The sequence below is a fragment of the Arcobacter sp. F2176 genome (assembly GCF_004116465.1).
Classification (GTDB): domain Bacteria; phylum Campylobacterota; class Campylobacteria; order Campylobacterales; family Arcobacteraceae; genus Arcobacter; species Arcobacter siniprincipis.
Genome location: NZ_PDJV01000009.1, coordinates 14,321 through 40,272, shown reverse-complemented (window position 1 = coordinate 40,272; position 25,952 = coordinate 14,321). Strand labels below are relative to the sequence as shown.

The 25,952-nt window shown below is 28.3% G+C and carries 30 protein-coding genes; 24 read left to right on the top strand and 6 right to left on the bottom strand.

Features of this window, described 5'->3' with window-relative positions:
* The first annotated feature begins 32 nt into the window (after positions 1–32).
* The 12 genes from CRU95_RS09585 (at position 33) to CRU95_RS09530 (ending at position 10,020) form a co-directional block, all read left to right on the top strand.
* Positions 33–701: a PhoU domain-containing protein gene (locus tag CRU95_RS09585; protein WP_129100922.1), complete on the top strand. Its 669-nt coding sequence runs from the start codon at positions 33–35 to the stop codon at positions 699–701.
* Positions 702–723: 22 nt separating this feature from the next.
* On the top strand, positions 724–1,119 hold the full coding sequence (locus CRU95_RS09580) for a phosphate-starvation-inducible PsiE family protein (RefSeq protein WP_129100921.1): 396 nt from the start codon (positions 724–726) through the stop codon (positions 1,117–1,119).
* Positions 1,112–1,786: a response regulator transcription factor gene (locus tag CRU95_RS09575; protein ID WP_129101023.1), complete on the top strand. Its 675-nt coding sequence runs from the start codon at positions 1,112–1,114 to the stop codon at positions 1,784–1,786. Before CRU95_RS09580 ends, CRU95_RS09575 begins: the two co-directional genes overlap by 8 nt.
* Entirely contained in the window at positions 1,780–3,156 is a 1,377-nt protein-coding gene (locus CRU95_RS09570) for an ATP-binding protein (protein ID WP_129100920.1), read from the top strand. The genes CRU95_RS09575 and CRU95_RS09570 overlap by 7 nt, the downstream gene beginning before the upstream one ends.
* A 76-nt stretch (positions 3,157–3,232) precedes the next feature.
* Positions 3,233–3,652, top strand: a complete 420-nt coding sequence (rplM, locus tag CRU95_RS09565; protein WP_013134102.1) for a 50S ribosomal protein L13 — start codon at positions 3,233–3,235, stop codon at positions 3,650–3,652.
* Between the two features lie 5 nt (positions 3,653–3,657).
* Entirely contained in the window at positions 3,658–4,047 is a 390-nt protein-coding gene (rpsI, locus tag CRU95_RS09560) for a 30S ribosomal protein S9 (protein ID WP_013134101.1), read from the top strand.
* A 100-nt stretch (positions 4,048–4,147) separates the two neighbouring features.
* Positions 4,148–5,668 (top strand): peptide-binding protein, encoded by a 1,521-nt coding sequence (locus CRU95_RS09555; protein WP_129100919.1) that lies wholly within the window; start codon positions 4,148–4,150, stop codon positions 5,666–5,668.
* 12 nt (positions 5,669–5,680) lie between these two features.
* A complete protein-coding gene (locus tag CRU95_RS09550) occupies positions 5,681–6,337 on the top strand; it encodes an HAD family hydrolase (protein WP_129100918.1) in 657 nt (218 codons plus the stop codon).
* Between the two features lie 500 nt (positions 6,338–6,837).
* Positions 6,838–7,401, top strand: a complete 564-nt coding sequence (locus tag CRU95_RS09545) for a pyruvate flavodoxin oxidoreductase subunit gamma (RefSeq protein ID WP_129100917.1) — start codon at positions 6,838–6,840, stop codon at positions 7,399–7,401.
* A gap of 10 nt (positions 7,402–7,411) precedes the next feature.
* Positions 7,412–7,825 (top strand): 4Fe-4S binding protein, encoded by a 414-nt coding sequence (locus tag CRU95_RS09540; RefSeq protein WP_129100916.1) that lies wholly within the window; start codon positions 7,412–7,414, stop codon positions 7,823–7,825.
* A complete protein-coding gene (locus CRU95_RS09535; protein WP_129100915.1) occupies positions 7,825–9,054 on the top strand; it encodes a 2-oxoacid:ferredoxin oxidoreductase subunit alpha in 1,230 nt (409 codons plus the stop codon). The genes CRU95_RS09540 and CRU95_RS09535 overlap by 1 nt, the downstream gene beginning before the upstream one ends.
* Positions 9,055–9,063: 9 nt before the next feature.
* Positions 9,064–10,020: a thiamine pyrophosphate-dependent enzyme gene (locus tag CRU95_RS09530; RefSeq protein ID WP_129100914.1), complete on the top strand. Its 957-nt coding sequence runs from the start codon at positions 9,064–9,066 to the stop codon at positions 10,018–10,020.
* Between the two features lie 128 nt (positions 10,021–10,148).
* On the opposite strand, the gene CRU95_RS09525 is transcribed toward CRU95_RS09530, so the two are convergent.
* Positions 10,149–11,609 carry a P-loop NTPase fold protein gene (locus CRU95_RS09525; protein WP_129100913.1) on the bottom strand — a complete coding sequence of 487 codons (1,461 nt, stop codon included), beginning with the start codon at positions 11,607–11,609 and terminating at the stop codon, positions 10,149–10,151.
* Between the two features lie 746 nt (positions 11,610–12,355).
* Here CRU95_RS09525 and CRU95_RS09520 point away from each other — a divergent pair.
* The 7 genes from CRU95_RS09520 to CRU95_RS09490 are packed head-to-tail and all read left to right on the top strand — an operon-like array spanning position 12,356 to position 19,981.
* Complete coding sequence (locus CRU95_RS09520; protein WP_129100912.1) at positions 12,356–13,327, top strand: tripartite tricarboxylate transporter substrate binding protein; 972 nt, start codon at positions 12,356–12,358, stop codon at positions 13,325–13,327.
* A 41-nt stretch (positions 13,328–13,368) separates the two neighbouring features.
* Entirely contained in the window at positions 13,369–13,851 is a 483-nt protein-coding gene (locus CRU95_RS09515) for a tripartite tricarboxylate transporter TctB family protein (protein ID WP_129100911.1), read from the top strand.
* Positions 13,851–15,368 carry a tripartite tricarboxylate transporter permease gene (locus CRU95_RS09510; protein WP_129100910.1) on the top strand — a complete coding sequence of 506 codons (1,518 nt, stop codon included), beginning with the start codon at positions 13,851–13,853 and terminating at the stop codon, positions 15,366–15,368. Before CRU95_RS09515 ends, CRU95_RS09510 begins: the two co-directional genes overlap by 1 nt.
* Positions 15,369–15,398: 30 nt before the next feature.
* Positions 15,399–16,079, top strand: a complete 681-nt coding sequence (locus CRU95_RS09505; RefSeq protein WP_129100909.1) for a response regulator transcription factor — start codon at positions 15,399–15,401, stop codon at positions 16,077–16,079.
* A complete protein-coding gene (locus CRU95_RS09500; RefSeq protein ID WP_129100908.1) occupies positions 16,069–18,240 on the top strand; it encodes a cache domain-containing protein in 2,172 nt (723 codons plus the stop codon). The genes CRU95_RS09505 and CRU95_RS09500 overlap by 11 nt, the downstream gene beginning before the upstream one ends.
* Before the next feature lie 42 nt (positions 18,241–18,282).
* Complete coding sequence (locus CRU95_RS09495; protein WP_129100907.1) at positions 18,283–18,930, top strand: carbonic anhydrase; 648 nt, start codon at positions 18,283–18,285, stop codon at positions 18,928–18,930.
* Positions 18,917–19,981, top strand: a complete 1,065-nt coding sequence (locus CRU95_RS09490) for an AbrB family transcriptional regulator (RefSeq protein ID WP_129100906.1) — start codon at positions 18,917–18,919, stop codon at positions 19,979–19,981. The genes CRU95_RS09495 and CRU95_RS09490 overlap by 14 nt, the downstream gene beginning before the upstream one ends.
* 7 nt (positions 19,982–19,988) lie before the next feature.
* Here the strand turns inward: CRU95_RS09490 and sfsA are convergent, their stop codons facing one another.
* A complete protein-coding gene (gene sfsA / locus CRU95_RS09485; protein WP_129100905.1) occupies positions 19,989–20,681 on the bottom strand; it encodes a DNA/RNA nuclease SfsA in 693 nt (230 codons plus the stop codon).
* 73 nt (positions 20,682–20,754) lie between these two features.
* On the opposite strand from sfsA, the gene CRU95_RS09480 reads away from it, so the two are divergent.
* From CRU95_RS09480 to CRU95_RS09465, 4 genes are all read left to right on the top strand, one after another.
* On the top strand, positions 20,755–21,156 hold the full coding sequence (locus CRU95_RS09480) for a bacteriohemerythrin (protein ID WP_129100904.1): 402 nt from the start codon (positions 20,755–20,757) through the stop codon (positions 21,154–21,156).
* 14 nt (positions 21,157–21,170) lie between these two features.
* On the top strand, positions 21,171–21,521 hold the full coding sequence (locus CRU95_RS09475; RefSeq protein WP_129100903.1) for a hypothetical protein: 351 nt from the start codon (positions 21,171–21,173) through the stop codon (positions 21,519–21,521).
* A gap of 72 nt (positions 21,522–21,593) precedes the next feature.
* Positions 21,594–22,109, top strand: a complete 516-nt coding sequence (gene luxS / locus CRU95_RS09470; RefSeq protein WP_129100902.1) for an S-ribosylhomocysteine lyase — start codon at positions 21,594–21,596, stop codon at positions 22,107–22,109.
* A gap of 41 nt (positions 22,110–22,150) precedes the next feature.
* Entirely contained in the window at positions 22,151–22,882 is a 732-nt protein-coding gene (locus tag CRU95_RS09465) for a tRNA (5-methylaminomethyl-2-thiouridine)(34)-methyltransferase MnmD (protein WP_129100901.1), read from the top strand.
* Between the two features lie 5 nt (positions 22,883–22,887).
* On the opposite strand, the gene CRU95_RS09460 is transcribed toward CRU95_RS09465, so the two are convergent.
* The 3 genes from CRU95_RS09460 to CRU95_RS09450 form a co-directional block, all read right to left on the bottom strand.
* A complete protein-coding gene (locus tag CRU95_RS09460; protein WP_129100900.1) occupies positions 22,888–23,367 on the bottom strand; it encodes a hypothetical protein in 480 nt (159 codons plus the stop codon).
* A 78-nt stretch (positions 23,368–23,445) separates the two neighbouring features.
* Positions 23,446–24,042 carry a LysE family translocator gene (locus CRU95_RS09455; protein ID WP_129100899.1) on the bottom strand — a complete coding sequence of 199 codons (597 nt, stop codon included), beginning with the start codon at positions 24,040–24,042 and terminating at the stop codon, positions 23,446–23,448.
* Positions 24,043–24,093: 51 nt separating this feature from the next.
* On the bottom strand, positions 24,094–24,903 hold the full coding sequence (locus CRU95_RS09450) for an AraC family transcriptional regulator (RefSeq protein WP_129100898.1): 810 nt from the start codon (positions 24,901–24,903) through the stop codon (positions 24,094–24,096).
* A 53-nt stretch (positions 24,904–24,956) separates the two neighbouring features.
* On the opposite strand from CRU95_RS09450, the gene CRU95_RS09445 reads away from it, so the two are divergent.
* Positions 24,957–25,562 (top strand): DUF2238 domain-containing protein, encoded by a 606-nt coding sequence (locus tag CRU95_RS09445; RefSeq protein ID WP_129100897.1) that lies wholly within the window; start codon positions 24,957–24,959, stop codon positions 25,560–25,562.
* Here the strand turns inward: CRU95_RS09445 and CRU95_RS09440 are convergent.
* Complete coding sequence (locus CRU95_RS09440; protein ID WP_129100896.1) at positions 25,548–25,949, bottom strand: hypothetical protein; 402 nt, start codon at positions 25,947–25,949, stop codon at positions 25,548–25,550. The two genes, CRU95_RS09445 and CRU95_RS09440, sit on opposite strands and share 15 nt — an antisense overlap.
* Positions 25,950–25,952 lie beyond the last annotated feature (3 nt).

Here is a 25,952-nt window from a genome sequence, read left to right as displayed (position 1 = left end):
TAGATGTTATACACAATGGGAAGGCTTAAATGATGTTAAAAGTTTATGAGACAAAAAGAGAGCAAATTCAAAATGAATTGCTAGAAATAGGTAATGTGGTAATTGAATCATTAAATGCAGCTTTAAAGGCTCTAAAAGATGAAGATTTTAAGGCTTTAAAAGATGCAGAGTTATCATTAAAAAAACTTACAATTAGTTCAAATAATATAGATAATTCAATTGTGACAGCCCTTGCTTTATATCAACCAGAAGCAAGAGATTTAAGAGAGTTAGTATCTTATTTTAAAATTACAAATGAATTAGTAAGAGCTGGGGGAAACACAAAAGGTTTTATTAAAATATTTAGAACTTCATTTAGTGAAGATTTAAATACCAAAACAATTTTAGAATATGCAGTTCCTTTATTAAAATCAACCCTACTTTCTCTTCAAACATCAATATCGATTATTAAAGAGTCTACTACAAATCATATTGAAGAGAAGTATCAAAGAGTTGTAGTAGAAGAGAGTAAGACTGATGATTTATACTCAATGATAGAAAAAAATATATTAAAATTAATTGCTAAAAATTTAGACTTATCAAAAGAGTATTTTGATATTCTAACTTCATTGAGAAAGTTAGAAAAGATTTCTGATAGATCAGTTTCGATTGCACACTTATTACTTTTTGCTGAAAAAGGTGGAGAGATAGAAAGAAAATAGTAGTTGTACTATAGTCTAACTTATGAAAAAAGCTCTAGCTAAAATAAACAAATATTTCGCAAGTAATTATGAAGTTTTAATAGCAATGATTTTATTCATTGCTATTATTATATCCGGATTAGAATTTTCCAAAGCAATTATCTATATGCTTGAATTTATTGTTATAATGGAAGTTGTTAAAATGATTTCTGATTTTATAAAAAAAGAGAAATTAAGACTCCGATTTGTTATTGATTTATTCATCATTTTCCTTATTAGAGATGTAATTATTCAAGCTTCTCACACAAAAAAGGATTATGTTGATATAATTTTTTTACTAATTGTCATCTTTGTATTTTTTATTTTTAGGATAATGTCAATAAAATACTCTCCAGGAATACATAAAATTGATGAAAAAAGTGAGAAAACAGATGAATAGTAGTACTCTTTTAATCATAGAAGATGAAGTTGATATTTTAGAACTATTAGAATATACCTTACAAAAAGAGGGCTTTGAGACAATTGGTTTCTTAAATGCATCAGAAAAAGTATATGAAGTTTTAAATGAAGAAGAGATTGATTTAATACTTATGGATAGAAATTTACCAGGAGTAGAGGGAACTTCTTTTATAAATGACATAAAAAACAAAGGTTACAATATACCAGTAATTTATGTTAGTGCAAAAGATCAAGATGAAGATATTTTAGAAGGTTTTGATAAACATGCTGATGATTATATAACCAAACCATTTAATTTAAAAGAGCTTATAGCCAGAGTAAAAGCTGTAATAAAAAGAACAAAAAAAGATATTGAAATAGAAAAAATAAAAGATATTACTTATAAAAAATCTAGTAAAAGCTTTTATATAGATGACTTGAAAATTGATTTAACAACATTAGAACATGATTTATTTTTAGAATTTTTCAAAAATAAAGATATTCTTTTAAGTAGAGAATATCTTTTAGATACAGTGTGGGAAGATTCTTTAGAAAAAAAACTAAAAACTGTAAATGTGGCAGTAAAAAGATTAAAAAGTAAGATTGACCCAAGTGGCGATAAAAAATATATAAAATCTGTCCGTGGTGAAGGATATATGTTTTGTTAAAAATTCACCAATTTTTCCTTAGAAGTTTTATACTTATCTTTTTATCAATACTTATACTAATTTCAATAGTAATTTATTTTTGGTCAAAAGCTATATATTTAGAACAAATTGAAAAAAGTATACTATCAAATATCAATACCCTTTCAATCGCAATTCCAAATCTAAATAATATTGATAAAAAAGTACAAGAGATAAAAAAAGCTACTAATCTTAGGGTAACAATTATCAATGCAGAAGGAAAAGTAGTCGCTGAAACGGATAAAGATAAAACTCTTATGGAAAATCACCTAGATAGGGAAGAAGTGATTGATGCTAAAATCAATGATTATGGTGAGATTTCAAGGTATTCAAATACTTTAAATAGAGATTTACTTTATATTGCAAAAGAAGTTAAAATCAATGGAAAAAATTATTACATAAGAATGTCTAGTGATATTAGTACTATAAAAGAATATTTTATAAAGTTAAGTCTTCAACTTATTGCCATTTTTTCTATTTTTCTACTTTTAGCTTTTGTTGTTTCATATTATATTTCTAATGAGATAAAAAAAGAGACAGATAATATTCTTCACTTTTTAATTAGTCTTACAAAAAAAAGAGAATCTATAAGTCTAAGTGTTTTTCATACTAAAGAATTCTTTACAATAAATAGATTATTAAATAAAGTTGCTCTTAGACTTCAAAAAAAAGAGAAAACAAAAGCGAAACACACAGCTAAATTAAGACTTGCAAATAAACAAAAAGATGAAATAATAAGTGCCATTTCCCATGAGTTTAAAAATCCTATTGCTATCATTACAGGTTATGTTCAAACACTACAAAATGATAAAGATTTACCAGAACAAATGAGAGACAAATTCTTGTCTAAAATTGATTCAAATGCTACTAAAATGACTAAAATCATTGATAAATTAAGACTTGCCTTAAAACTTGAAGAGGGTAAAGAACATATTGAAAAAAGAAAAATACACTTAAAAGATGTTTGTAATACTTTGTGCATTGATTTAAAAGATAAATATCCAAATAGAGTTATTGAAATAAAAGGAGATAACTATCTTCTTGAGGCAGATGAAACACTACTTTCAATGGCAATATCAAATTTAGTAGAAAATGCTTTAAAATATTCAGAAGATACTGTTACTATTGAAATTACTGATAAATATTTAAAAGTGACAGATTTAGGTATTGGAATATCTGAAATGGAATTATTAAAAATCACCGATAAGTTTTATAGAGTCTCACAAAATGGGTGGAATAACTCTTTAGGACTTGGATTATTTATAGTAAATTCTATTCTAGTTTTACATGATTTTAAACTAGAAATCAACTCAGTTTACAATCAAGGTTCTGAATTTACAATTAAATATTAAAAATCACTTAATTTAAGCAATTTGTAAGTATTACTACACTATTATTCCAGCTCATTAATTAAATCGGAGAACGTAGATGAAATTCACTCAAATGGCAAAAGCCACTGAAATTGATAGAGATTGGGTTATTATTGATGCAACTGATAAAGTATTTGGTAGAATCATTACTGAAGTTGCTACAATCTTAAGAGGTAAAAATAAAACTAATTATACTCCTCATGTAGACTGTGGAGATAACGTAATTATCATAAATGCAACAAAAGCAAAATTTTCTGGAACTAAACTAGAAACTAAAAATTACTATACACACTCAGGTTATTTTGGTAGTACAAAAACTCACAAAATGTCTGATATGTTTGAACAAAATCCTGAAAAGCTATACAAATTAGCAGCAAGAGGGATGTTACCAAAAACTAAACTTGGTAAATCAATGTTAAAAAAATTAAAAGTATACGCAGGTAGCGAACACCCTCACACTGCGCAAATTAAAGGATAAGACTAATGGCAAAAGTATACGCAACTGGAAGAAGAAAATCTTCTATCGCAAAAGTATGGTTAGAAGCTGGTAATGGACAAGTTTCTATTAATGGTCAAACTTTAGACGCATGGTTAGGTGGACACGAAGCTATCAAAAAAAGAGTAATGAGACCTTTAGAAGTTTCTAAACAAGAATCTTCTGTAAATATCGTTGTTAAAACTCTTGGTGGAGGATATTCTGCACAAGCTGACGCTGCTAAACATGGTATTTCAAGAGCATTAGTTGCATTTGATGAACAATTTAGAGCTGTTTTAAAACCTTATGGATTACTAACTAGAGATGCAAGATCTGTAGAGAGAAAAAAATACGGAAAGAAAAAAGCAAGAAAATCTACTCAATTCTCAAAAAGATAATTGGAATTTTTGGAATTTTATATTTCTTTATATCTTAAGGAGCGACGAAAGTTGCTCCTTTTTTTATGCACTTTTTTATAAAAAGATATTACAATACACCATGAAAAAGTTAGCCCTTCTATTATTCATTATTCACTATTGCTTATTCACTTATTTAAGTGCGAGTACCTTAAACTTATCAATAAGTAGTTCACCTATTAGATTAAACCCTATTTTAGCTAATGATACTGCAAGTAGTGAAATCGCTGATTGGTTATTTAATGGCTTATTTAAATATGACAAGAATGGAAATATAATCCCTGACCTAGCCTCTTCATATGAATTTATTGATAATACTCACTTAGTAATAAAACTTAAAAAAAATGTACTCTGGCATGATGGGGAAAAATTCACAGCTGATGATGTAATCTTTACCTATGAGAAAATCAATGACCCAAAAGTTTTTACTACAATCAAATCAAACTTTAAAGAAGTAAAAAGCCTATCTAAAATAGATGATTACACAGTAGAAGTTGTTTATAAAAAGCCCTACTTCAAAGCTTTAGGAATTTGGATGTTTGGAGTAATACCAAAACATATTTTAAAAGATGAAAAAGACCTAATGAGTAGTTCATTTAATAAACATCCAATAGGAACAGGCTCATATAGACTTGATAGCTTTAAATTAGGAAGTGATATAAGACTTTATGCCTTTGATAAATATTTTGAAGGAAAACCTAAAATTAATGAATTAAATTTTAAATTCCTACCAGATCCTAGTACTTCATTTTTATATTTAAAACAAAACAAACTTGATCTTGGAAGCTTGACTCCCTTACAAATAGATAGACAAATAGATAAGGAATTTAAAATAAATTATCAAATCATAGAAAAACCAGCTTTTGCTTTTGACTACTTGGGCTTTAATTTAAAGAAAAAGAAATTTAAAGATATAAATGTTAGAAGAGCTTTATCCTTAGCCATAGATAGAAAAGAGATAATAGATATTTTATTTTTTGGACATGGACAAGTTTGTAATGGTCCTTTCTTGCCAGGAACATTTGCTTATGATAATACAGTTAAACCTATAAAACAAAATATTGTTGAAGCAAAACGATTATTAAAACTTGCAGGTTATGATGAAAATCATCCCTTGAGTTTTGAAGTGATTACAAATACAGGAAATGACACCAGAATAAATACCACTCAAATCATTCAATACCAATTAGCAAAGATTGGTGTTAAGATGAAAATAAGAGTCATGGAATGGCAAGCTTTTTTAAATACAGTTGTTCACCCTAGAAATTTTGAAGCTATTGTATTGGGTTGGAAGCTAGCTCTTATGCCAGATGCTTATCCTTTATGGCATAGTGATTCTATGAAAAAAGGTAGATTTAACTTAGTTGGTTATTCAAATAAAGAAGTTGATGACCTTATTGTCAAAGGTTCAACTACCATTGATAAAAAAGAGTTAAGTAAAATATATAAAAAGATATTTCGCACAATCGCTCATGATACACCATATCTGTTTTTATACATTCCAAACTCAATAACAGTAGTAAACAAAAAAATAAAAAATATAGAACCATCTTTTATAGGAATAACTCATAATCAAAAAGATTGGATAAAAGAAGATAATTAAAAGGAAAAAATATTGGAAAATGTAATATTATTTGATTTAGACGGAACATTAATTGATTCAACAGATGCTATTGTATCTACATTTCATCACTCATTTAAAACTATGAATTATGAATTTACAGGAATTGATGAAGATATCAAATCACTCATTGGATATCCTTTAGAGATAATGTATATGGAATTAGGTATTGAAAAAGAGTTAGCTTGGGACTATGTTGCTGCGTATAAAGAGAGGTATAAAGTTATATCAACTAAAAAGACTCTGTTACTTGAAAATGCAAAGGAAGCTTTAGAATTAGCAAGTAAATTTGCAAGATTATCAGTAGTTACAACTAAAACAGGAGCTTACACTATTCCATTATTAGAACACTTTGATATTCTAAAATATTTTGAAGTAATCACGGGAAGAGAACATGTGGAAAATCCAAAACCTCATCCAGAACCTATTTTAAAAACACTAAACCAAATGAACATAAAAAAAGGCTCAAATGTTTGGATGGTAGGAGATACCCATTTGGATTTGATTTCTGCAAATGGAGCTGAGATAAATTGTGTTGGAGTATTGTGTGGATATGGAAAAGAAGAGGATCTAATTGAACTTACTAATCACATTACTGCAAATTCTTTTGAAGCAGTGGAACTAATCCAAAAATATACTCTAAAATCTTAGTTATGATTTAACTTGAATTATTAGTTTTTTATTTAATTAAATTCTACTCACTTTTAATATTTTGGCTATTTTTTTTAAAATGGCTCCTTGAAAAAAACTATATTTTTCTCTTTTTTGAAAAGTAAAAATAGATTTTGCTGAAATTTTACTAATTTTAAGCAAAATTTAAGACTAAAAGTAAAATTTTCTATTTTTTATACTTCTTACTAGCTTTAATCGCCATTTATAGGGATTATATAGAACTATATCAATAAATATATTCACTTAATGAATATAAATATAAGCTTATGTATGACTTAATGGTCATTTGCTCTATTTATTTTCAACAAAAATGTAAGTAAAAAGCTAGATATTCTTTACTTTTACTTATAATATAATATTACATATATTGATTTAAAATTCACTGAAGATTTATAGGGATAGAATACTTATAGTTTTTGTGACTTTACGAAAATTTTAGTCATAAAATATACTTATAGTTAATATTATAGGAGCTAATAATGTTAGAAATTAGATGGCACAGTAGAGCAGGACAAGGGGCAGTTACTGGAGCAAAAGGTCTAGGTTCAGTTGTAGCAGAAACGGGGAAAGAAGTTCAAGCTTTTGCATTTTATGGATCTGCAAAAAGAGGTGCTTCGATGACTGCTTATAACAGAATAGATGACAAGCAAATCATAAATCATGAGAAATTCATGGAACCAAACTTTGTATTTATATTAGACCCAGCATTAGCGTTTACAGATGACTTTACAGCTAATGAAACAAAAGATACTAAATACATAATCACAACACATCTTAGTAAAGAAGAGTTAATAGAAGCTATTCCAGCTTTACATGGTAGAGAAGATCGAACATTCATTTTAGACTGTTTGCAAATTTCTCAAGAGACGATAGGAAGACCTATTCCAAATACACCAATGCTAGGGGCGTTTATGAAAGTAAGTGGTATGTTTGAATTGGATTATTTCCAAAATGCGATGAAATCAGTACTTAAAAAACTTCCTCAAAAGATAATCGATGCAAATATGATTGCTATTGAGAGAGCATATAATGAAGTACACTAAGGAGTAAATCATGAGTAAATCAATAAAAGATATGGGATGGGATGAATTAGTACCTGGGGCGGCACTTTTTTCATTTAATCAAGCAGTTGAATCTGTTCTAGCCCAAACAAATCCAGAAGATAGAGCATATGCAGAAACAAACTCTAAGAACCTTTATGTTGGGGATTGGCGAGTAATGAAGCCAGTATGGAATACTGAATTGTGTATTGACTGCCAAAACTGTTGGATCTATTGTCCAGATAGTGCGGTAATCTCAAGAAATAAAGAGATACAAGGTATAGATTATGATCACTGTAAAGGTTGTGGAATCTGTGTTGAAGTATGTCCTACCAATCCAAAATCATTGATGATGTTTAATGAAACAGAAAAAAATGAATTAGCACTTACAAAGTGGCCTCTTAAAAAAGAAAAAGGTGAGAAATAATGAATAGCAAAGAAATGGAACTAAATAAAGTAGAAGTTTGGGATGGAAATACCTGTAATGCACAAGCATTTAGACAAGCAGCTGTTGATGTAGTTGCTGCTTATCCTATCACACCTTCAACAAATACGGTTGAAACTTATGCTTCTTTTCATGCAAATGGATATGTAGATGGCGAAATTATTATGGTGGAATCAGAACATGCAGCAATGTCTGGCTGTGTTGGTGCAGGAGCTGCTGGTGGAAGAGTAGCAACTGCTACTTCATCACAAGGTTGTGCTTTGATGGTAGAAGTTTTATATCAATGTTCAGGTATGAGAATCCCTGTTGTTTTATGTTTAGTAAATAGAGCACTAGCAGCACCTTTAAATGTAAATGGTGACCATTCAGATATGTATCTTACAAGAGATGCAGGATGGATTCAACTTGACTCATTTAATGCTCAAGAAGCTTATGATTTAACTTTATGTGCTTTTAAAATAGGTGAACACAAAGATGTAAGGCTTCCCGTTATCTCTAATCAAGATGGATTTTTGACTTCTCATACAGCTCAAACAGTAAGACCACTATCTGATAAAGTGGCTTATGATTTTGTAGGTGATTATTTGCAAGTAAATGCAATGTTGGATTTTACAAATCCAGTTACTCATGGAGTTCAAACAGAACATGACTGGCACTTTGAACATAAAGCTAAACAACATGCAGCCCTAATGAGTTCACTTTTTGTTGTGGAAGAAGTTTTTGAAGAGTTTGAAAAAATTAGTGGAAGAAAATATAATCTTGTAGAATCATATAAAGTAGAAGATGCAGATGTTGTAATTGTATGTTTAGGAACTACTTATGAAACAGCAATGATAGCAGTTGATGCCATAAGAGAGGAAACAGGAATAAAAGCTGGTGTTTTAGCACCAAGACTTTTTAGACCATTTCCTCTTACACAATTGGCTTCAAAATTACAAAATGTAAAAGCTATAGCATGTATGGATAGAAGTGCACCTGGTGGAACGGTTGGAACTTTATACAATGAAGTTGCGGGAGCCTTATTTAATACCCAAGCTAGACCAATTCTGAAAAACTTAGTATATGGTTTAGGTGGAAGAGATATTATTGTAAATGAATTAAAAGAGATTTTTGTTTCTTTAAATGAAGAAGCAAAAAATGGAAAACTTAATGGGAAAATTCAAACACTACACGGTGTAAGAGGTCCTGAGTTAAGTTTTTATGAACACTAAGGAGAAAATATGAGTAATCAAAAAGTAATCAAAAACTTAAAAACATTTTCAACTGCGGCTGAAAGATTTGAGGGTTCTCATGTTTTATGTCCAGGTTGTGCACACTCAATTATTGTAAGAGAAGTACTAAATGCTACAAATGATAACTTAGTAGTATCAGCAGCAACTGGATGTTTAGAAGTTTGTACAGCTATCTATCCACATACTTCATGGGACTGTTCTTGGATTCATATAGGATTTGAAAATGCCTCAACTGCAATCGCAGGTGCTGAGACTATGAATAAAGTTCTAAGAAAAAAAGGAAGAATCGATCCATCAACTCCTGAACCAAAATTTGTAACATTTGGTGGAGATGGAGCAACTTATGATATTGGTTTCCAATGGATTTCAGGATGTTTTGAAAGAGGACATGACTTTATGTATGTTTGTTTAGACAATGAAGTTTATGCAAACACAGGAGGTCAAAGATCATCTTCTACTCCTATTGGTTCATCTACAACAACAGCACCAGCAGGAAGTACTTCTTATGGTGAAAAAAGAAATAAAAAAGATATGCTAGCAATCATGGCCGCACACGGTTCACCATATGTGGCACAAGTTGCACCAAATAAATGGAAAGATATGATTAAAAAAATCCAAACAGGATTTGATACAAAAGGACCTGTATTTATAAATGCAATGAGTGCCTGTACAACAGAGTGGAAATTTCAACCACATGAGACAATAGAAGCCTCAGACTTAGCAGTTGATTCACTAGTTTTCCCACTATATGAAATCATAGATGGAACAGAGCTAAATATAACATACAGACCAAAAAACATAGTGCCAGTAAGAGATTATTTAGGTTTCCAACCAAGATTTAAACATCTGTTTAAACCAGAAAATGAGCATATCATAGAAGAATGGCAAAAAAGAGTAGATGCCAAATGGGAGTATCTACAAAAAAGAGAAGAAGCACGAGTATAAAAGCAAATTTTTTGCTTTTATACTGCGTTGAATAGCGATTTTAAATCAGTCACATAGTTTACTATGCTCCTTGAATTTAAAATCCCTCTTCGCCTTGCCTAAAAACAAAACTTTAGCTTTTCTATAATTTAATTAATTCTAAAACCTCTTAAAACATATTTGTAATAATCTTTAAACTCTTTAAAAATTATCTTATTATCATTATAAAAACTTGTATATATAGGAACTTCTTTTCTAATATTCAAATAATTAAAATTGTTTTCTTTTCCAGATAGTTGGTTAGATTTAGCAAATGTTAAAAATTCAAAATTTGAGTATTCTCCTAATAGAGCCTCTAAAGTAGATTCATTATTGCCATCATCTACTCTAATTTTAATTTTCCTATTTAATTCATCTTCTTTAAACCATTCACTAAATTTATTTCCCAAAGATGATTTTTTATCATAAATTATGTAAGATTCAAATATAGTTGAATTCTTTTGTTTTAACATAATCAAAAAAATCATATATCCTAAATGAATTTTATTTTCTGTATCCCAAGTAAAAGTAATAGCATTCAATACAATGATACACTGTTCAATATCTCGAAGACTTAATTTAAAAAATTTAGCATATAACTCAATAATCTTAGCATTTTTATTTACATCATTATACGCATATTCATCCAGTGCAACATAAAAATTATCATCTTTTAACATATTATATTTTTCTAATAAAAATAAAATATAATCATAAACATAAGGTTCATCTAAAGTATACTCTCTATCAAAAAATCTTTTTAAATACTGTTCTGATTTAAATTTACTCCCATAAACTGCATTTATAGAATGTGATAACTGTTTTGAATCAGTTGCAATAATAAAAACTAAGCCTTGTATATCAAACAAGTGTTTAATACTTTCAAGTAATTCTATTGCATAATTTGGTCTGCATCTATCTAATTCATCAATTAAAATATATATAGGTAGTTCAATATTTGATAAAGAATCAATATAAGAAATGAGTTTTCTCATATTTTCTTTAAACTCTAAAATACTTTTTTTAGCAGTCATATGTTCTTCTAATGCGATTTCAGTTGCTTTTGACATTAAAGTAGAAATAGAAGTTTTAATTGAATCCTTGTCATCATCAATTTCATCAGCAGAATTTTCACTGCCTTCATTCTCATCCAATTCAAGTTGTTCTTTTAAATCTTCTAATGAATAACCTGTAAGCTTTTTACTAAGAGCTGCAACTAATATTGGTAATGAACTTTTAAACAAATCAGTAAGAAACTTTTTTGATTTAGTTTGTTTTGCAGTAAAAAATGATTTAAAGCTCTCATTTATCTCTGCAATAAATGCGAGTAGAGGCTCTTTAGTATAATCATTTTGCCATGCATCAAAATACATTACTTTATGATCTGCATTTTCAAGTTCTAATTTTAAATTTTTCAAGAAATAAGTCTTACCAAAACCCCATTCAGAATTTATATTTAAAACAAATGATGATTCTTTATTTGCTTTATAAACATTTGTCAAATACTTAATCAAGTATTCTGATTCACTCTTTCTATTTAATTTATCATTATCCCATATATTTTTATGCATAACAACTCTTTAACTTTTTATTTATAGTCACTATTTTAACCGTATGGCACTAAATCCTGCCTTTGATGAAGCTAAGAGTTTAGGCTTTTTTTTCGGGGAACAGTGAGGACTGTTTGAGGAGATAAAGTGCTAAATGCACTTTATTGACGAGTTCCACAACGCAGAAAAAAAAGACTGAAATCTTAGGTAGCTCTGCCTTCATCAATTCGGCAGTCTTTTTTGCTTACTTTTTCGAGACCAAAAAGTAAGAAAGCGGAGACCTTTAGGTCTTCAAGAGAAATTTCCCCATCAGGTTATCTATCCATTAACTATTGATTATTTATCCATTCATTATCAGCTGTTATAATTATCTTATAAGACGAATACGAACGTCTTCATTTGTTCTCCTAAAGAAAGAGGTCGCGAACCCTCTTTTTTTTTGCCCAAAAATATACAAACTCAAAATCTATTTTCAAACTTTACTATTACATTTTTTTACAAATTTATAAACTTTTAGTCAAGTTATCTTTTTGTTAACCTTTGATTGTTTATCCATTTATCATCAACCGTTATAATTATTTCATAAGACGAATGCGAACGTCTTTTTTCATTTGTTCTCCAAAAAAAGAGGTCCACGAAGCCTCTTTTTTTTTCCTAAAAATTCCCCTACTTTTGTCTTTTACAAAATTTCCAAAATAAATATTTATTTTATTTTTCTTACATTTTTTTCATTTAATATTTGGATAGAAACAAACAAAGGACGAAAAATGAAATTACAAATCTCAAAAATTTGCAAAAATGTTGCATTGGCTAGTTGCTTAGTTGCTGGATTAGCTATGACTTCTGTTGCTTCAGAAGTTGAAAAAATCCATTTCCTAATCCCTGGTGGTGCCGGTGGTGGTTGGGATGGGACTGCTAGAGGAGTTGGGGAAGCTCTTAAGAATTCTGGTTTAGTTGACGAAACTTCTTTTGAAAATATGTCAGGAGGTGGTGGTGGAAAAGCTATCGCTTACTTAATAGAAACTGCTGACAAACAACAAGATACATTAATGGTAAATTCAACTCCAATCGTAATTAGATCATTACAAGGTGTATTTCCTCAATCATTTAGAGACTTATCTCTAATCTCAGCTGTTGTTGCTGATTATGGAGCTTTAGTTGTAAGAACTGACTCTAAATATAAAACTTGGGCTGATGTAAAAGCTGCTTTTGATAAAAACCCTAGAAAACTAAAAATCGCAGGTGGAAGTTCAAGAGGAAGTATGGATCACCTTGTAGCTGCACAAATCTTTAAAGCAGCAAGTGGAAACCCAACAAATGTAAGATATGTTCCTTATGATGCAGGAGGAAAAGCACTTGCAGGATTATTAACAGGTGAAGTTGATATTTTATCAACAGGACTTGGAGAAGTTTTAGAAAAACATAAAAAAGGTGAGTTAAGAATCATAGGTGTTACTTCTGATGAATCAATTGATGGAATTCCTAGCTTCAAAAGCATGGGTGTTGATGCATACTTTGCAAACTGGAGAGGATTTTTTGGAGCACCAAACTTACCACAAGAAAAAATCGATGCTTTTGCAAAAGTTCTTGGGGATATGTACAAAACAAAAGAATGGGAAACAGTTAGATCAAGAAATGGTTGGGCAAATTTATATAAACCAACAACTCAATTTAAAACATTCCTAGAAAATCAAGAAAAAACAATCTCATCTTTGATGAAAGAAATGGGATTTCTATAGGATAAATAGAGCTTTTGCTCTATTTATATAAAGGACAACAAATGACAAAAAATACAATAGGCTCAATATTTTTTTTAGCTTTTTCAAGTTTCTACTTTTATTCTGTATTTAGTATAAAAAAGATGCCAATGGCTCAGTTTGAAGTTATGACTGCTTCTACATTTCCTTTTTATATTGGGTTAACAGGAATTATCGTATCAATAATTTTATTGGTTTTATCACTATTAGAAAAAAATGAAGAAAACCTATCATTAACTTATTTGAGAAGTTTAGATTTAAAGACTACTACACTTTTTATTTTGCTAATGATTTTTTATGGTTTTACAATAAGACCTTTAGGCTTTATCTTTTCTACAATGATATTTTTAGCAATAGGATTTTTTATCTTAAAAGAGAGAAATATAAAAAGAATATTTTTGATTTCAGTTGGGGTATCTGTAGGATTTTATGTATTGCTAAACAATGTTTTAGGGGTATATATAGATGCAGGTGAGTTTATCAATAATTTATTAGGAGTTAACTAATGTTAGATGGTATATTACAAGGAGCAGGAACGGCTCTTAGCGCATATAATATCCTAATGGTAGCAATTGGATGTTTTGCTGGTACATTCATTGGTATGCTTCCAGGACTAGGTCCAATATCTGCAATTGCCTTGATGATTCCTATTACTTATGGGATGGAACCATCTTCTGGACTTATTTTGATTGCGGGAGTTTATTATGGTGCTATATTTGGAGGTTCTACTTCATCTATTTTGATTAATGCTCCAGGAGTTGCAGGAACGGTTGCTTCATCATTTGATGGTTACCCAATGGCAAAAAATGGACACGCAGGGAAAGCCTTAGCAATCGCTGCTTATTCTTCATTTTCAGGGGGAACTATTGCAGCTATATTCTTACTTTTTGCAGCACCTGCTTTAGCATCTGTAAGTTTGAGTTTCCAATCATCTGATTATTTTGCTTTGATGGTTTTAGGTCTTACAGCAGTTGCAGCCTTTGCTGGAAAAGGTAAATTCTTAAAAGCTGCTATTATGACTATCTTTGGTCTTATGTTAGCAACTGTTGGAAGTGATTCTGATTCTGGTATTGCTAGATTTACTTTTGGAAGATTAGATTTGATTGATGGTATTTCATTTTTACTTTTAGCAATGGCAGCCTTTGCTTTATCTGAAGCGTTAATGAATGTTTTAGAAAGTCACCAAACTACAAAAGAGGAAGAAGAAGAGCTTAAAAAAGATATTGGAAGTCTAAAACTTACACGAGAAGAAGTAAAAGAGATGATTCCAACTATTGGTAGGTCTTCTGTACTTGGATTTTTTGTTGGAGTTCTTCCAGGAGCAGGTGCAACAATTGCTTCATTTTTAGCTTATGGGATGGAGAGATCAATTGCAAGTGTAAAAGAAAAACTAAATTTTGGAAAAGGAAGTATCAAAGGACTTGCAGCTCCTGAAAGTGCTAACAATGCAGCTTGTTCTGGTTCTTTTGTACCTTTACTTACTTTAGGTATTCCAGGAAGTGGAACTACTGCTATTATTTTAGGGGCTTTAATTTCTTATGGAATTCAACCAGGACCTACTATGTATGTGGATAATCCAGAATTATTTTGGTCAGTTATTATTTCTATGTATATTGGTAATATAGTACTCTTAGTTTTAAATTTACCTTTGATTCCATATATTGCGAAACTTTTAACATTGCCTAAGCAGTTATTGTTGCCATTGATTATATTCTTCTCACTTGTTGGGGTTTATTTGGTTACCTTTAATAACTTTGATATTTATATGATGACAGTTTTTGCAGTTGTTGCTCTGTTTTTAAGAATCGTTGACTTTCCAATGGCACCTATGATTTTGGGTTTTATTTTAGGTGGAATGATGGAAAACAATTTAAGAAGAGCATTAACTATTAGTGATGGTTCTTTATCATTTTTATGGGAAAGACCTATTACCCTATCAATACTAATCATCACGATAATTTTATTACTAGTTCCTTTATTTGGGGAATTTTCAGCTAAAATTAGAAAGAAAAAAGAGAATTAATTTTCTCTTTTGCTTTAAAAAGAGGTAGTAATGGATGATTTTAAAAAATATACTATTTTATATATTGAAGATGACGAAGGCGTAAGAACTATCAATTCCCGATTTTTAAATCGTATGTTTAATGAACTATATGAAGCAAAAGATGGAGAAGAGGGATATGAGTTTTATAAAAAATATCATCCTGATATTATTCTAACAGATATAAAGATGCCAAAGCTCGATGGCATATCTTTAGCAAAAAAAATAAGACAAAAAGACACAACTACAAAAATCATAATCTCAACAGCATTTAGTGAAAAAAGTTATTTGATGGATGCAATTGAGTTAAACCTAGAAAAATATATTATCAAACCCCTTACAAGTAGAAACCTCCTACCTGCTCTTTCAAAAGCAGTAGAAGCATTAGAAAAAGAGAAAGATTTCAAAATCACTTTGGGTGATGAATTTTATTTTGACAACAATACTTCTTTATTTTATAATAAAGGCCAAGTAATCAATCTCACAAAAAAAGAGTTATTGTTTTTGAAACTTTTAGTATTAAATAAAAATAGAGTGGTATCTTATGAAGAGATAGAACAACATGTTTGGGATGGAGAATATATGAGTTTAAATTCTTTAAGAACCTCTCTTGGTTTTTTACGAAAAAAGATTCCATTTAATTGTATTAAAAATATTTCAAATATGGGGTACAAACTAAATCTTGAAAAATAACTATAATCAAACAGTAGAACAAGGAATAAAAAAGACTACTTTACTCAGTTCTACAATTATTATATTAATTGTCGCAACTATAATTGGTATAGTTCTAATAAAAACCGAATATAGCAATTTTAGAACTCATATAAAAAGTTTCAAAAATACATTAATCGAAAGAGAGATGTTTTATATTAAAACATCAGTTCAAAATCTTAAAAATGACATAGACTTTGAATCTCTTTCAATACTAAATAGCAAAAAACAAAGAATAAAAAATCAATCAATCATCGCATATAATTTAGCATATTCTTTATATAAATCTTCAAAAAACCTCTCAAAAGAAGACCAAATAGATCTAATATCAAAATCATTAAGAGAGATTGCCCAAGAAAAAAATGATATTAATTACTTTGTTTTAAATACAAAGGGAACCCTACTTTTAAATACTGATTATCCTAAAAATGAAAGAATAAACTTCCTCGATTTTGAAGATTTGGATGGGGTCAAATTTATAAACAAAATGATAAATGCAAATCCTAATACTCAAAACTTCTTGGACTATAATTGGTACAGACCAAATAAAAGAATCACTTATTCAAGACATCTAAAAGAGTTAGATTTAATAATTGGTTCTGCTAGTAATTTAGAGAGTAATCATGCGGAATTAACAAATAAACTTCTAAAAAAAATCACTTTACAAGGTTTTAATAATGATGAGTTTATTTTTATTTATAAACTAAATAGTTTAAATAATATTATGAACAAAAGTAAACTTCTAATACAAAAAAATATCATAACTTCAGACAAAGAACTTGAAGCAGTAAAAAAACTTCTTATAAACACAAATTATGAGGCAAACGAAGCAACTTATTATGATTATAATCAAAAGTTGTTTTATGCTACATATATCAAAGAGTATAGATATTTTATAGCGGTGGGAGTAAACCTATCAAATATCAATCAAATAGTAAAAAAAGAGACTAAAATATCTTTAGATAACCTTTACAGAAATATTCTAAAATTAATCATCATCATTATAGTTATGACCATAGTCTTTTTCTTTTTTTCCTTACTTTTTACAAGAAAAATAGAAGAACTATTTAATCAGTACAGAAGCAGAGTTAAACAAAATGAAGAGAAATATGCCCTACTTTTCAACTATAGCAATGATGGTTTTATAATCTCTGAAATAATCAATAATAGTACTCGTATTCTAAGTCTAAATAATACTGCCCTTAAAACTATAGGTTATGAGTTAAGTGAAATATTATATAAAGACTTTTTTAATTTATTTGATCAATTGAGTTTAGAAGAAATCAAACAATCAAAATCTTTAGTTAAAACAGTAAAATTATTTACAAAAGATAAACAAACAAGAACGGTAGAACTAAATGCAATTATTTATTCATATGAAAATCAAAATTTACTTTTTGCTTCATTGAGGGATATTACAGAGAGAACAATTCTAAAAGAAGAGAAAGTAAAACAACAAAATATATTAATCCAAAAATCAAAAATGGCAGCAATGGGTGAAATGATAGGCAATATTGCCCACCAATGGAGACAACCTTTATCTCAAGTCTCAGGTTTATTTTTTGATATTGAATCTGCTTATGATTATAAAGAATTAGATAAAAAGTATCTTCAAAATAGAGTTGATGAAGCAAATGATTTACTTGAATATATGTCAAAAACAATAGATGACTTTAGAAACTTTTTTAATCCTAATTCAAAAAAAGAACTCTTTTATTTAAATGAAGCAATAGACAATGCACTAAAAATAGTAAAATCCACTCTAACTTTTCACCATATAGAACTTATTATAAATATTGAAAGAGATTATAAAATCAATGGGTATAAAAATGAATATTCTCAAGCAATTATGAATATCATATCAAATGCAAAAGATATTTTATTAGAAAAGAATATCCAAAATCCACAAATAAAAATTTATGCACAAAAAAATGAAAAGTTATGTTTACACATTGAAGATAATGCAGGAGGAATCGATGATACTATTATAAATAAGATTTTTGATCCTTACTTCACTACAAAATATGATTATGGTACAGGTATTGGACTATATATGACAAAAATGATTATTGAAGAAAAAATGAACGGAACAATTAGAGTAAAAAATTCTACTAATGGAGCTGTATTCTCAATAGAGATATAAATAATTTGATTTTAATTACATTTTTTATAGATACCATATTTTATGAATCCAATAAAAAATTTAATACGAGGTAATAAGCTATTTCGTAAATATCATTTTGAAGAGTTTAAAGATGACCTACAAGAGCTAATCACAAATGGTCAAAAACCTAAAATTTTATTTATAAGTTGTTGTGATAGTAGAATAACAACTGATTTTATGATAGGAAATAAACCAGGCGACTTATTTACCCTTAGAAATATAGGCAATTTTGTACCTCCATATAGTGCAGATGGCGACTTCCATGGTAATGCTTCTGCGATAGAATATGCAGTTTCAGTATTAAAAGTCTCAAATATAATAGTTTGTGGACATTCATATTGTGGAGCATGCCAAAGTTTATATGAAGATATCCCAAATACAAATGAGTATATAAATATAAGAAAATGGTTAGAATTGGGTAAAAAAGCAAAGGGTATGACCTTAGAAAATAATCATCTATATAAAAACAAGGAAGATTTATATAAAGCAACAGAAAAAAACTCTATAATATGCCAATTAGAAAATCTACTAACCTATCCAGCAATAAAAAGAAAAGTTCTTACCAAAGAGATAACTATTCATGGTTGGTATTATAATTTAATTGATGGCTCAATAGAGTTTTATGATCAGATTAATAATGAATATAAGGATATAAATGAATATAGATAAAACCTCCTTTACAAATGCAATTAATGACTTATTAAAAATAGTATTAACACTTGGCATTGGAGCATTAGGTTCTATCATTTTCATATATTTAAATTTACCCATTCCTTGGCTTTTAGGTGCTATTTGTGCAACTTCTTTTGCAGTAAGATATGATACGCTTCCACTAAAAAGTCCAAAAATATTTTCTAGCCCAGCAAGAGTCATAATAGGGGTAACCATTGGGAGTGCTTTTAGTCCTGAGATTTTAAACTACTTAAATGTTTATTTTTTCTCTTTACTACTTGTTATACCTTTTACGATTATTACAATTTTATTGGGGATGTTTTATTATTATAAAATATTAAATTTTGAGAAAAAGACAGCTTTCTTTTGCTCTATTCCAGGGGGTTTAATAGAACTTGTGATTTTAGGAGAACAAATAAAAGCTGATACAAGAAAAATAACTCTTGTACAATCTTCTAGACTTTTATTTATAATTCTAAGTTTGCCTTTTATTGTTCATTATATCTTTCATGTTGATGTAAGTGGTAACCAAGTAATTACCGAAACATTAAGCCAAATTGATTTAAAACAGCTTTTTTATCTTGTCTGTATAGGAACAATTGGTGCAATTGTGGGAAAAAAACTAAATCTTTTTGCTGCTTTCTTAATGGGACCAATGTTTCTAAGCATTTTTGCATTTAGTATTGGTTTTGTTGATTCAAGACCACCAGATGAATTACTTAAATTTGTACAAGTAATTTTTGGAACAATCATTGGCTTTACCTTTAAAGGTATAAAATTAGATGAAGTTATTAAAACTTTACTTTCTACCTTTGGACATTTTATTATCCTAGCTTGTATCACAACAGCTTTTACTTTAACAGTTAGTTATTTTTTTGACTTCCCAATTATGTCTATTTTATTAGCATTTGCTCCTGGTGGGCAAGCAGATATAAACCTGATAGCCATTATTGTGGGAGCAAATGTTCCATATATCGCTATTCATCATATAGTTAGACTTTTTTTAGTGATGAATTTAGCTAATATCTTTGCAAAAAAATTAGAATAAATATTTCTTAAATTTGAAGACTTGATTTCTTTTTTAAATTTATCTCTTCAAGTGTAATGTTTGATTGGTAAACTAAAACCTCAACACCACTATTCATAGCCTCTTTTAGAGCTTCATTATATTTTGGGTCAATCTCTTTTGCAATTGTAAATGGCAATTTATCAGTTCTTTGAATCACATATAACATTATAGCCCTATGTCCTTCTTTTACCATAGAAACCAATTCATCTAAATGTTTTTTCCCTCTTGTTGTTACCGCATCTGGGAAAGCTAAAGAATCATTAATCCTTAAACTTACACTCTTTACTTCCACATAACATTTTTCATTTTCATTTTCTAATAAAATATCTATTCTAGAATTTATTCCATATTTTTGCTCAGGAGTAAGAGAACTATATCCTTGTAACTCTTTGATAGTCCCATTTTCTATAGCTTCTATGGCAATCTTATTTGCAACACCTGTATTTGTGCAAATCAAAATATCTTGCATCTTTGTTAGTTCCAAGGTATACTTTAATTTTCTTTTTGGATTATCGTGAAAAGTCACCCACACAGGGCAACTCTCTTCTATACAAGAAGTCATCGCACCACTATTTGGCACATGAGCTGTTATCTCTTCCCCATTGTCTAAAATAATATCAGCCAAAAATCTTTTATATCTTTTTACTAACTTACCCTTATAAAGTTTATCAAATCTCATTTTTATCCTTTAGAACTTTTTATCAAAATATCACTTATAAAAAACTTGGAATGGAACTTGCATATAGCAGTACATGAATACAATCAAAGAATTTAATCAAAGTATACATATGCTTAATCATAAAAAAATAGATACATTACATAAAGAGTTTCTTGATATATATGCAAGTGCCGATATAAATTCTTTGGAAAGCATAATACAAATATCAAAAGAATTACTAGTTCATAGCGAAAATCATTTTCATGAAGAAGAAGTTCTTATGGAAAAATACAATTATCCAACTATAAAAGAGCATAAAGATGAACACTACAAAGCCTTAGCAGAGATGGAATATTTTATAAAAAACTCCCACTCAATATTTGGTAAAAAGATGTTGAAATCATACTTTATAGAAAAATTACCCCAATGGTTTGATCTTCATTTAGCAAATATGGATAGTGATTTAGTTTACCACTTAAATAAATTTGAGCACTAATCAAAGGAGATATAATGGACATACTTAAAAAAGCTTATGATTGGTCATATACATATAACTTTACACCTATTGAAATAGAGTATGCGGGAAAATTAGCACTTAAGATGCTTGATGATTCTTGTCAAATGTCAAATGAAGAGAGAAGAATGTTTTTTTATGTATATGATGCCATAGCAGATAGAGAAGATATTACTTTAGATGATGATATGAATAAACTTATACTTCTTGCACGAGATAGAGCAACAATTTATTCTAAACCAGAATTTGCAAATATAGTTCATGCTTGTAAAGAAGATATCATACCAAATATGCTCAAAGTTCATATGAAAGCATTTAAAAAAATGGTTAGAGAAAATCTTTATTAATTATAATATATAATCATCAATTTATTAACTTTAAGTTAAAATCCCTTTTATAACAAAATAGAAGGATATTATATGCCATTATTAGATAGTTTTAAAGTTGATCATACAATTATGCCAGCACCTGCAGTTAGAGTTGCAAAAACAATGAAGTCACCATCGGGTGATATTATTACAGTATTTGATTTAAGATTTTATGTACCAAATAAAGATATGATGAGTGAAAAAGGTATTCATACATTAGAACACCTTTTTGCTGGTTTTATTAGAGAACATTTAAATTCTCCTACTGTTGAAATCATTGATGTTTCACCAATGGGTTGTAGAACTGGTTTTTACATGAGTTTACTTGGAAGTCCCAAAGAAGAAGTTGTAGCTGCTGCGTGGAAAGCTGCTATGGAAGATGTTTTAAAGGTTGCAAAACAAGAGGATATCCCAGAATTGAATATTTACCAATGTGGTACATGTAATATGCACTCACTTGAAGAAGCAAAAGATATAGCACGTGATATTTTATCTCACAAAATTGGCGTAATGTCAAATGAAGAGCTTTATTTATCTGATGATAAATTATCATCTTTAGGAAACTAAGAAAGAAAATTTAAGAGATAGAGATATCTCTTAAAACTTATATGAATAAAGAAATTCAAACAATAGATGGTTCTAACACCCTATTTTCTACTAAATACAATCAACATTTTCATGACCTTAAAACTGGAGCCATAAAAGAGTCTTTAAACAAGCATGTTAGTCCAGCTCTTGCATTAAAAAAAGATTTAAAAAAACTAAAGATTTTAGATATTTGTTTTGGCATTGGATATAACACTTTTTCTACTATTTATTATATTTTAGAACATAACTTAGATATAAATCTAGAAATTTATTCACCTGAATTAGATGAAGAGTTAGTAAGAAGTTTACATAGATTTACTTTTCCAAAAGAATTTGAAAATATAAAACATATCATTGATTCTATTGCAAAAAATTTTTCATATGAAGATGAAAAAATAAAAATAAAAATTTTTATTGGGGATGCAAGAAAATATATCAAAACTCTAAATAATATAGACATTGTATATCAAGATGCTTTTTCAAGTGAAGTAAATAAAGAGTTATGGAGTGTAGAGTATTTTCAAGATATTTCCAATCTTTGTAAAAATGATGCAATTATGACGACATATTCTATTTCTACAAATGTAAGATTGTCTATGTATGAAGCAGGATTTTTTATATATGAAATAAATCCAAGTGGAAAGAGAAAACAGACAATTGCATTAAAAAGTAAAAAAGATATAGAAGCAAAATATATTGATATGGAATTAAAAAAAAGTAGAAATAAAGAGGCTAAAGCCTTTTATGATTAGACAATTTAGTTTTGAACTAAACTATCTAGTATATATCTTTCCAAGTCTTTTCTTGGTATTTCATTTTTCATAGCTTTGTGAAAAATCTCTTCTATTTTATATCTGTATTCATCATAGGGAAAATAAGGGAAATGAATCATCCAAGCTTTTCTTATAACTCTATTTGCCATTTTGTCTTTTATCCAAATTCTAAAGAAATTGAACCAAATAAAAATTATTGCAGTAAAAATAATAGAAACTACAATAGAAGCATGAGCATCAATTTTTGCAAAAATAGCATGTGCTAATAAAGATAAAGGTATCACAGGAATACAAACAATCATAATATATACAATATATGCTTTTCCTATACTAAGTCTAAATCCTAATTTTGCAGCATCCACATGCATTTTCTCATTATGTTGAACATTTGCTACTAATAAATCTTTTAATAAAACCGGTTGTTTAGATACACTAAAACAAAAATTTAAAATTTTATCTAACAAGTTCTTTCCTATTTTTTATTTATATATTGTGCTGATTTTACCCAAATTTTACTAATACCAATTTAAATTTCTTCATTATCAAAAAATATTTACAAAAATCATTGAGATAGTACAAAGTATAAGAGTAAGTCCCATAATAATATTTAATAATCTTAATTTAAAATCTGTATTAAAAAATCTAGTGACTTTACTTCCTAAAACTCCCCAAAAAGACAAAGATAAGTAGCAAACAATAAAATAAATTATGACAAAAAAAGTAAATAATTCAGATGACGAATACATAGAAACAACAGAGATACAAGCTATCCATGCTTTTGGATTTAACCATTGGAGTAAAAAGCCTTCGTAAAATTTTAGATTTATCTTCTCCTCTTTGTTTATTGTTAAACTTGCTTTTGAACTCAAAATCTTAAGCCCCAAATATATAATAAATGAAAATCCAAAAACCTTTATATACAATAAAATATCTGGATATGTATTTATTATCTTTGATAATCCAAACCCAATACATAATAACAAAAGAATAAAACCAATAGTTGCCCCTGAGATAAAACTAAAAGTTCTTGCAAATCCATTATTTATACTTGAAGTTATAATCATCATATTTACAGGACCAGGAGAAATTGACATCACTAATGAAAAAGAGAACATTGTCAAAAAAATTGTAAAACTCATATATTTTCCTAAATTAAATTTAGAAAAAGTATATATCTTTTTTAAAATAACTTATTGTACAAAATTGAGTTTATAATCGTTTGGAGTAGTTGCAACTATTTTTACGAAGTTTTTATGAAAATGGCTTTGATCAAAAAATCCACACTCTAAAGCAGTATCAACAATTGAATAACCATCTTGAAGGAATTGTTTTGATTTATTTATTTTAACATTTATTAAATATGCTCTTGGTGTAAGATTCATATTAGACTTAAATAGTCTAATAATATAAAAAGGATTTAATTCAAAATATTTAGCTAAATCATCTAAACTAATATTTTCTTTATATTTATCATTCATATACTTAATAATCAATTCAAACTTCTTATCAATTAATGGAGTTTGACTCTCTTCTAAAAAAAGTGAAAAAAACTTTATAAAAAAGTTTATCAACGCATCTTCTTTATCCACAATTGAGTGTTCTTCAAATAAATATCTACATAAAAATAGATATTCATTGTAAAAAGATTCATCTTCTAATATATGTGTTGGTACATTTATATAACTTGTAATCTTTTCATCAATAAGTTTCTGAATATCTCTACACCAAGAAATGTCCAAGTGCATCATATAATATTCATTTAGAACTTCACTACTTGCATTACAAGAGTGTACTTCATGTGGATTCATTATGCTTAATTTGTTTTTAGTTAACTTATATGATTTATCACTATTTGTATATAGACTTTCTCCTTTTTTATTTACCCCCAAAGAAAAGCTATCATGAAAATGCTTTTTATAGTGAGTATTTGAATTAGAGTATCGCAGTTCTAAAAAAGGAAGATTTTTATTTTTAAATGTTTTTGTAAATATTTTTTTCATATGTAATTATATACAAAAGCATAAATAGATATATTAATTTGATATAATATTTTATGAAATATTTATGGCTTATTATTTTTATTACTATTTTAATTTGGTCAGGAATTAATCCCAAAGACCAATTTACTTGGTTTTTAGAGGTCTTTCCAGCTATTATTGGATTTATAATACTTGCCTATACATACAAATCTTTTAAATTGATATCCCTTACTTATACTCTTATTCTTATTCATTGTATTATTTTAATGGTAGGTGGTCACTATACTTATGCAGAAGTTCCTTTATTTGATACTATTAAAGAAGTCCTAAATCAAAGTAGAAATAACTATGACAAAGTAGGACATTTTGCCCAAGGTTTTATTCCCGCAATAATTGCAAGGGAAATACTTATAAGAAAAAATATAATTACTTTTCCAAAATGGAGAAACTTCTTCATAATCTGCTTTTGTCTAGCATTTTCAGCATTTTATGAACTAATAGAGTGGTTCGTAGCAATATTTAGTGGAGAAGATGCCACCGCATTTTTAGGAACACAAGGATACATTTGGGATACTCAAAGTGATATGGGCTTTGCTCTTTTAGGAAGTATTCTAGCCTTAGTTTTACTTAGTAAATATCATGATAAACAGTTGGATAGATTAAAATTATCTATCCATTAATATTTCAGATTTATTTCTTAGTTTTTTTGTTAAAAACTCTTTTTCTTTTGGGCTTAAATCATTTTCTTTTATCTCTTTGTCATTGTTTTTTTTACTTTGTTCCTTTATGATTTTTTCAGCCTTTTTTTTATCTTCTTTTTGAGGTTTAAAAATTGTAATAATCAAATAGGCAGAAAAGGCAATATTAAATAAAATAATTGCCCATTTAATAGGTAGTAAAAAAGAAAGATATTGTAATTGATTAGTTAGTTGTAGATACTCAACTATATCTGTATAAATCCATTGTGACAATAAAACTATAGAGAGTAATACAACAACAATAGTAAATCTTCTTCTAAACTTATAAAGTAGCGTCCAAAAAATGGCTGATTTAACTTGTCTAAACATATC

Excerpts from the sequence above, each read along its gene's own strand:
- CRU95_RS09585 (WP_129100922.1), top strand. The coding sequence starts at position 33 with ATGTTAAAAGTTTATGAGACAAAAAGAGAGCAAATTCAAAATGAATTG.
- CRU95_RS09580 (WP_129100921.1), top strand. The coding sequence starts at position 724 with ATGAAAAAAGCTCTAGCTAAAATAAACAAATATTTCGCAAGTAATTAT.
- CRU95_RS09575 (WP_129101023.1), top strand. The coding sequence starts at position 1,112 with ATGAATAGTAGTACTCTTTTAATCATAGAAGATGAAGTTGATATTTTA.
- rplM (WP_013134102.1), top strand. The coding sequence starts at position 3,233 with ATGAAATTCACTCAAATGGCAAAAGCCACTGAAATTGATAGAGATTGG.
- rpsI (WP_013134101.1), top strand. The coding sequence starts at position 3,658 with ATGGCAAAAGTATACGCAACTGGAAGAAGAAAATCTTCTATCGCAAAA.
- CRU95_RS09555 (WP_129100919.1), top strand. The coding sequence starts at position 4,148 with ATGAAAAAGTTAGCCCTTCTATTATTCATTATTCACTATTGCTTATTC.
- CRU95_RS09545 (WP_129100917.1), top strand. The coding sequence starts at position 6,838 with ATGTTAGAAATTAGATGGCACAGTAGAGCAGGACAAGGGGCAGTTACT.
- CRU95_RS09540 (WP_129100916.1), top strand. The coding sequence starts at position 7,412 with ATGAGTAAATCAATAAAAGATATGGGATGGGATGAATTAGTACCTGGG.
- CRU95_RS09535 (WP_129100915.1), top strand. The coding sequence starts at position 7,825 with ATGAATAGCAAAGAAATGGAACTAAATAAAGTAGAAGTTTGGGATGGA.
- CRU95_RS09530 (WP_129100914.1), top strand. The coding sequence starts at position 9,064 with ATGAGTAATCAAAAAGTAATCAAAAACTTAAAAACATTTTCAACTGCG.
- CRU95_RS09525 (WP_129100913.1), bottom strand. The coding sequence starts at position 11,609 with ATGCATAAAAATATATGGGATAATGATAAATTAAATAGAAAGAGTGAA.
- CRU95_RS09520 (WP_129100912.1), top strand. The coding sequence starts at position 12,356 with ATGAAATTACAAATCTCAAAAATTTGCAAAAATGTTGCATTGGCTAGT.
- CRU95_RS09515 (WP_129100911.1), top strand. The coding sequence starts at position 13,369 with ATGACAAAAAATACAATAGGCTCAATATTTTTTTTAGCTTTTTCAAGT.
- CRU95_RS09510 (WP_129100910.1), top strand. The coding sequence starts at position 13,851 with ATGTTAGATGGTATATTACAAGGAGCAGGAACGGCTCTTAGCGCATAT.
- CRU95_RS09505 (WP_129100909.1), top strand. The coding sequence starts at position 15,399 with ATGGATGATTTTAAAAAATATACTATTTTATATATTGAAGATGACGAA.
- CRU95_RS09495 (WP_129100907.1), top strand. The coding sequence starts at position 18,283 with ATGAATCCAATAAAAAATTTAATACGAGGTAATAAGCTATTTCGTAAA.
- CRU95_RS09490 (WP_129100906.1), top strand. The coding sequence starts at position 18,917 with ATGAATATAGATAAAACCTCCTTTACAAATGCAATTAATGACTTATTA.
- sfsA (WP_129100905.1), bottom strand. The coding sequence starts at position 20,681 with ATGAGATTTGATAAACTTTATAAGGGTAAGTTAGTAAAAAGATATAAA.
- CRU95_RS09480 (WP_129100904.1), top strand. The coding sequence starts at position 20,755 with ATGAATACAATCAAAGAATTTAATCAAAGTATACATATGCTTAATCAT.
- CRU95_RS09475 (WP_129100903.1), top strand. The coding sequence starts at position 21,171 with ATGGACATACTTAAAAAAGCTTATGATTGGTCATATACATATAACTTT.
- luxS (WP_129100902.1), top strand. The coding sequence starts at position 21,594 with ATGCCATTATTAGATAGTTTTAAAGTTGATCATACAATTATGCCAGCA.
- CRU95_RS09465 (WP_129100901.1), top strand. The coding sequence starts at position 22,151 with ATGAATAAAGAAATTCAAACAATAGATGGTTCTAACACCCTATTTTCT.
- CRU95_RS09455 (WP_129100899.1), bottom strand. The coding sequence starts at position 24,042 with ATGAGTTTTACAATTTTTTTGACAATGTTCTCTTTTTCATTAGTGATG.
- CRU95_RS09450 (WP_129100898.1), bottom strand. The coding sequence starts at position 24,903 with ATGAAAAAAATATTTACAAAAACATTTAAAAATAAAAATCTTCCTTTT.
- CRU95_RS09445 (WP_129100897.1), top strand. The coding sequence starts at position 24,957 with ATGAAATATTTATGGCTTATTATTTTTATTACTATTTTAATTTGGTCA.
- CRU95_RS09440 (WP_129100896.1), bottom strand. The coding sequence starts at position 25,949 with ATGTTTAGACAAGTTAAATCAGCCATTTTTTGGACGCTACTTTATAAG.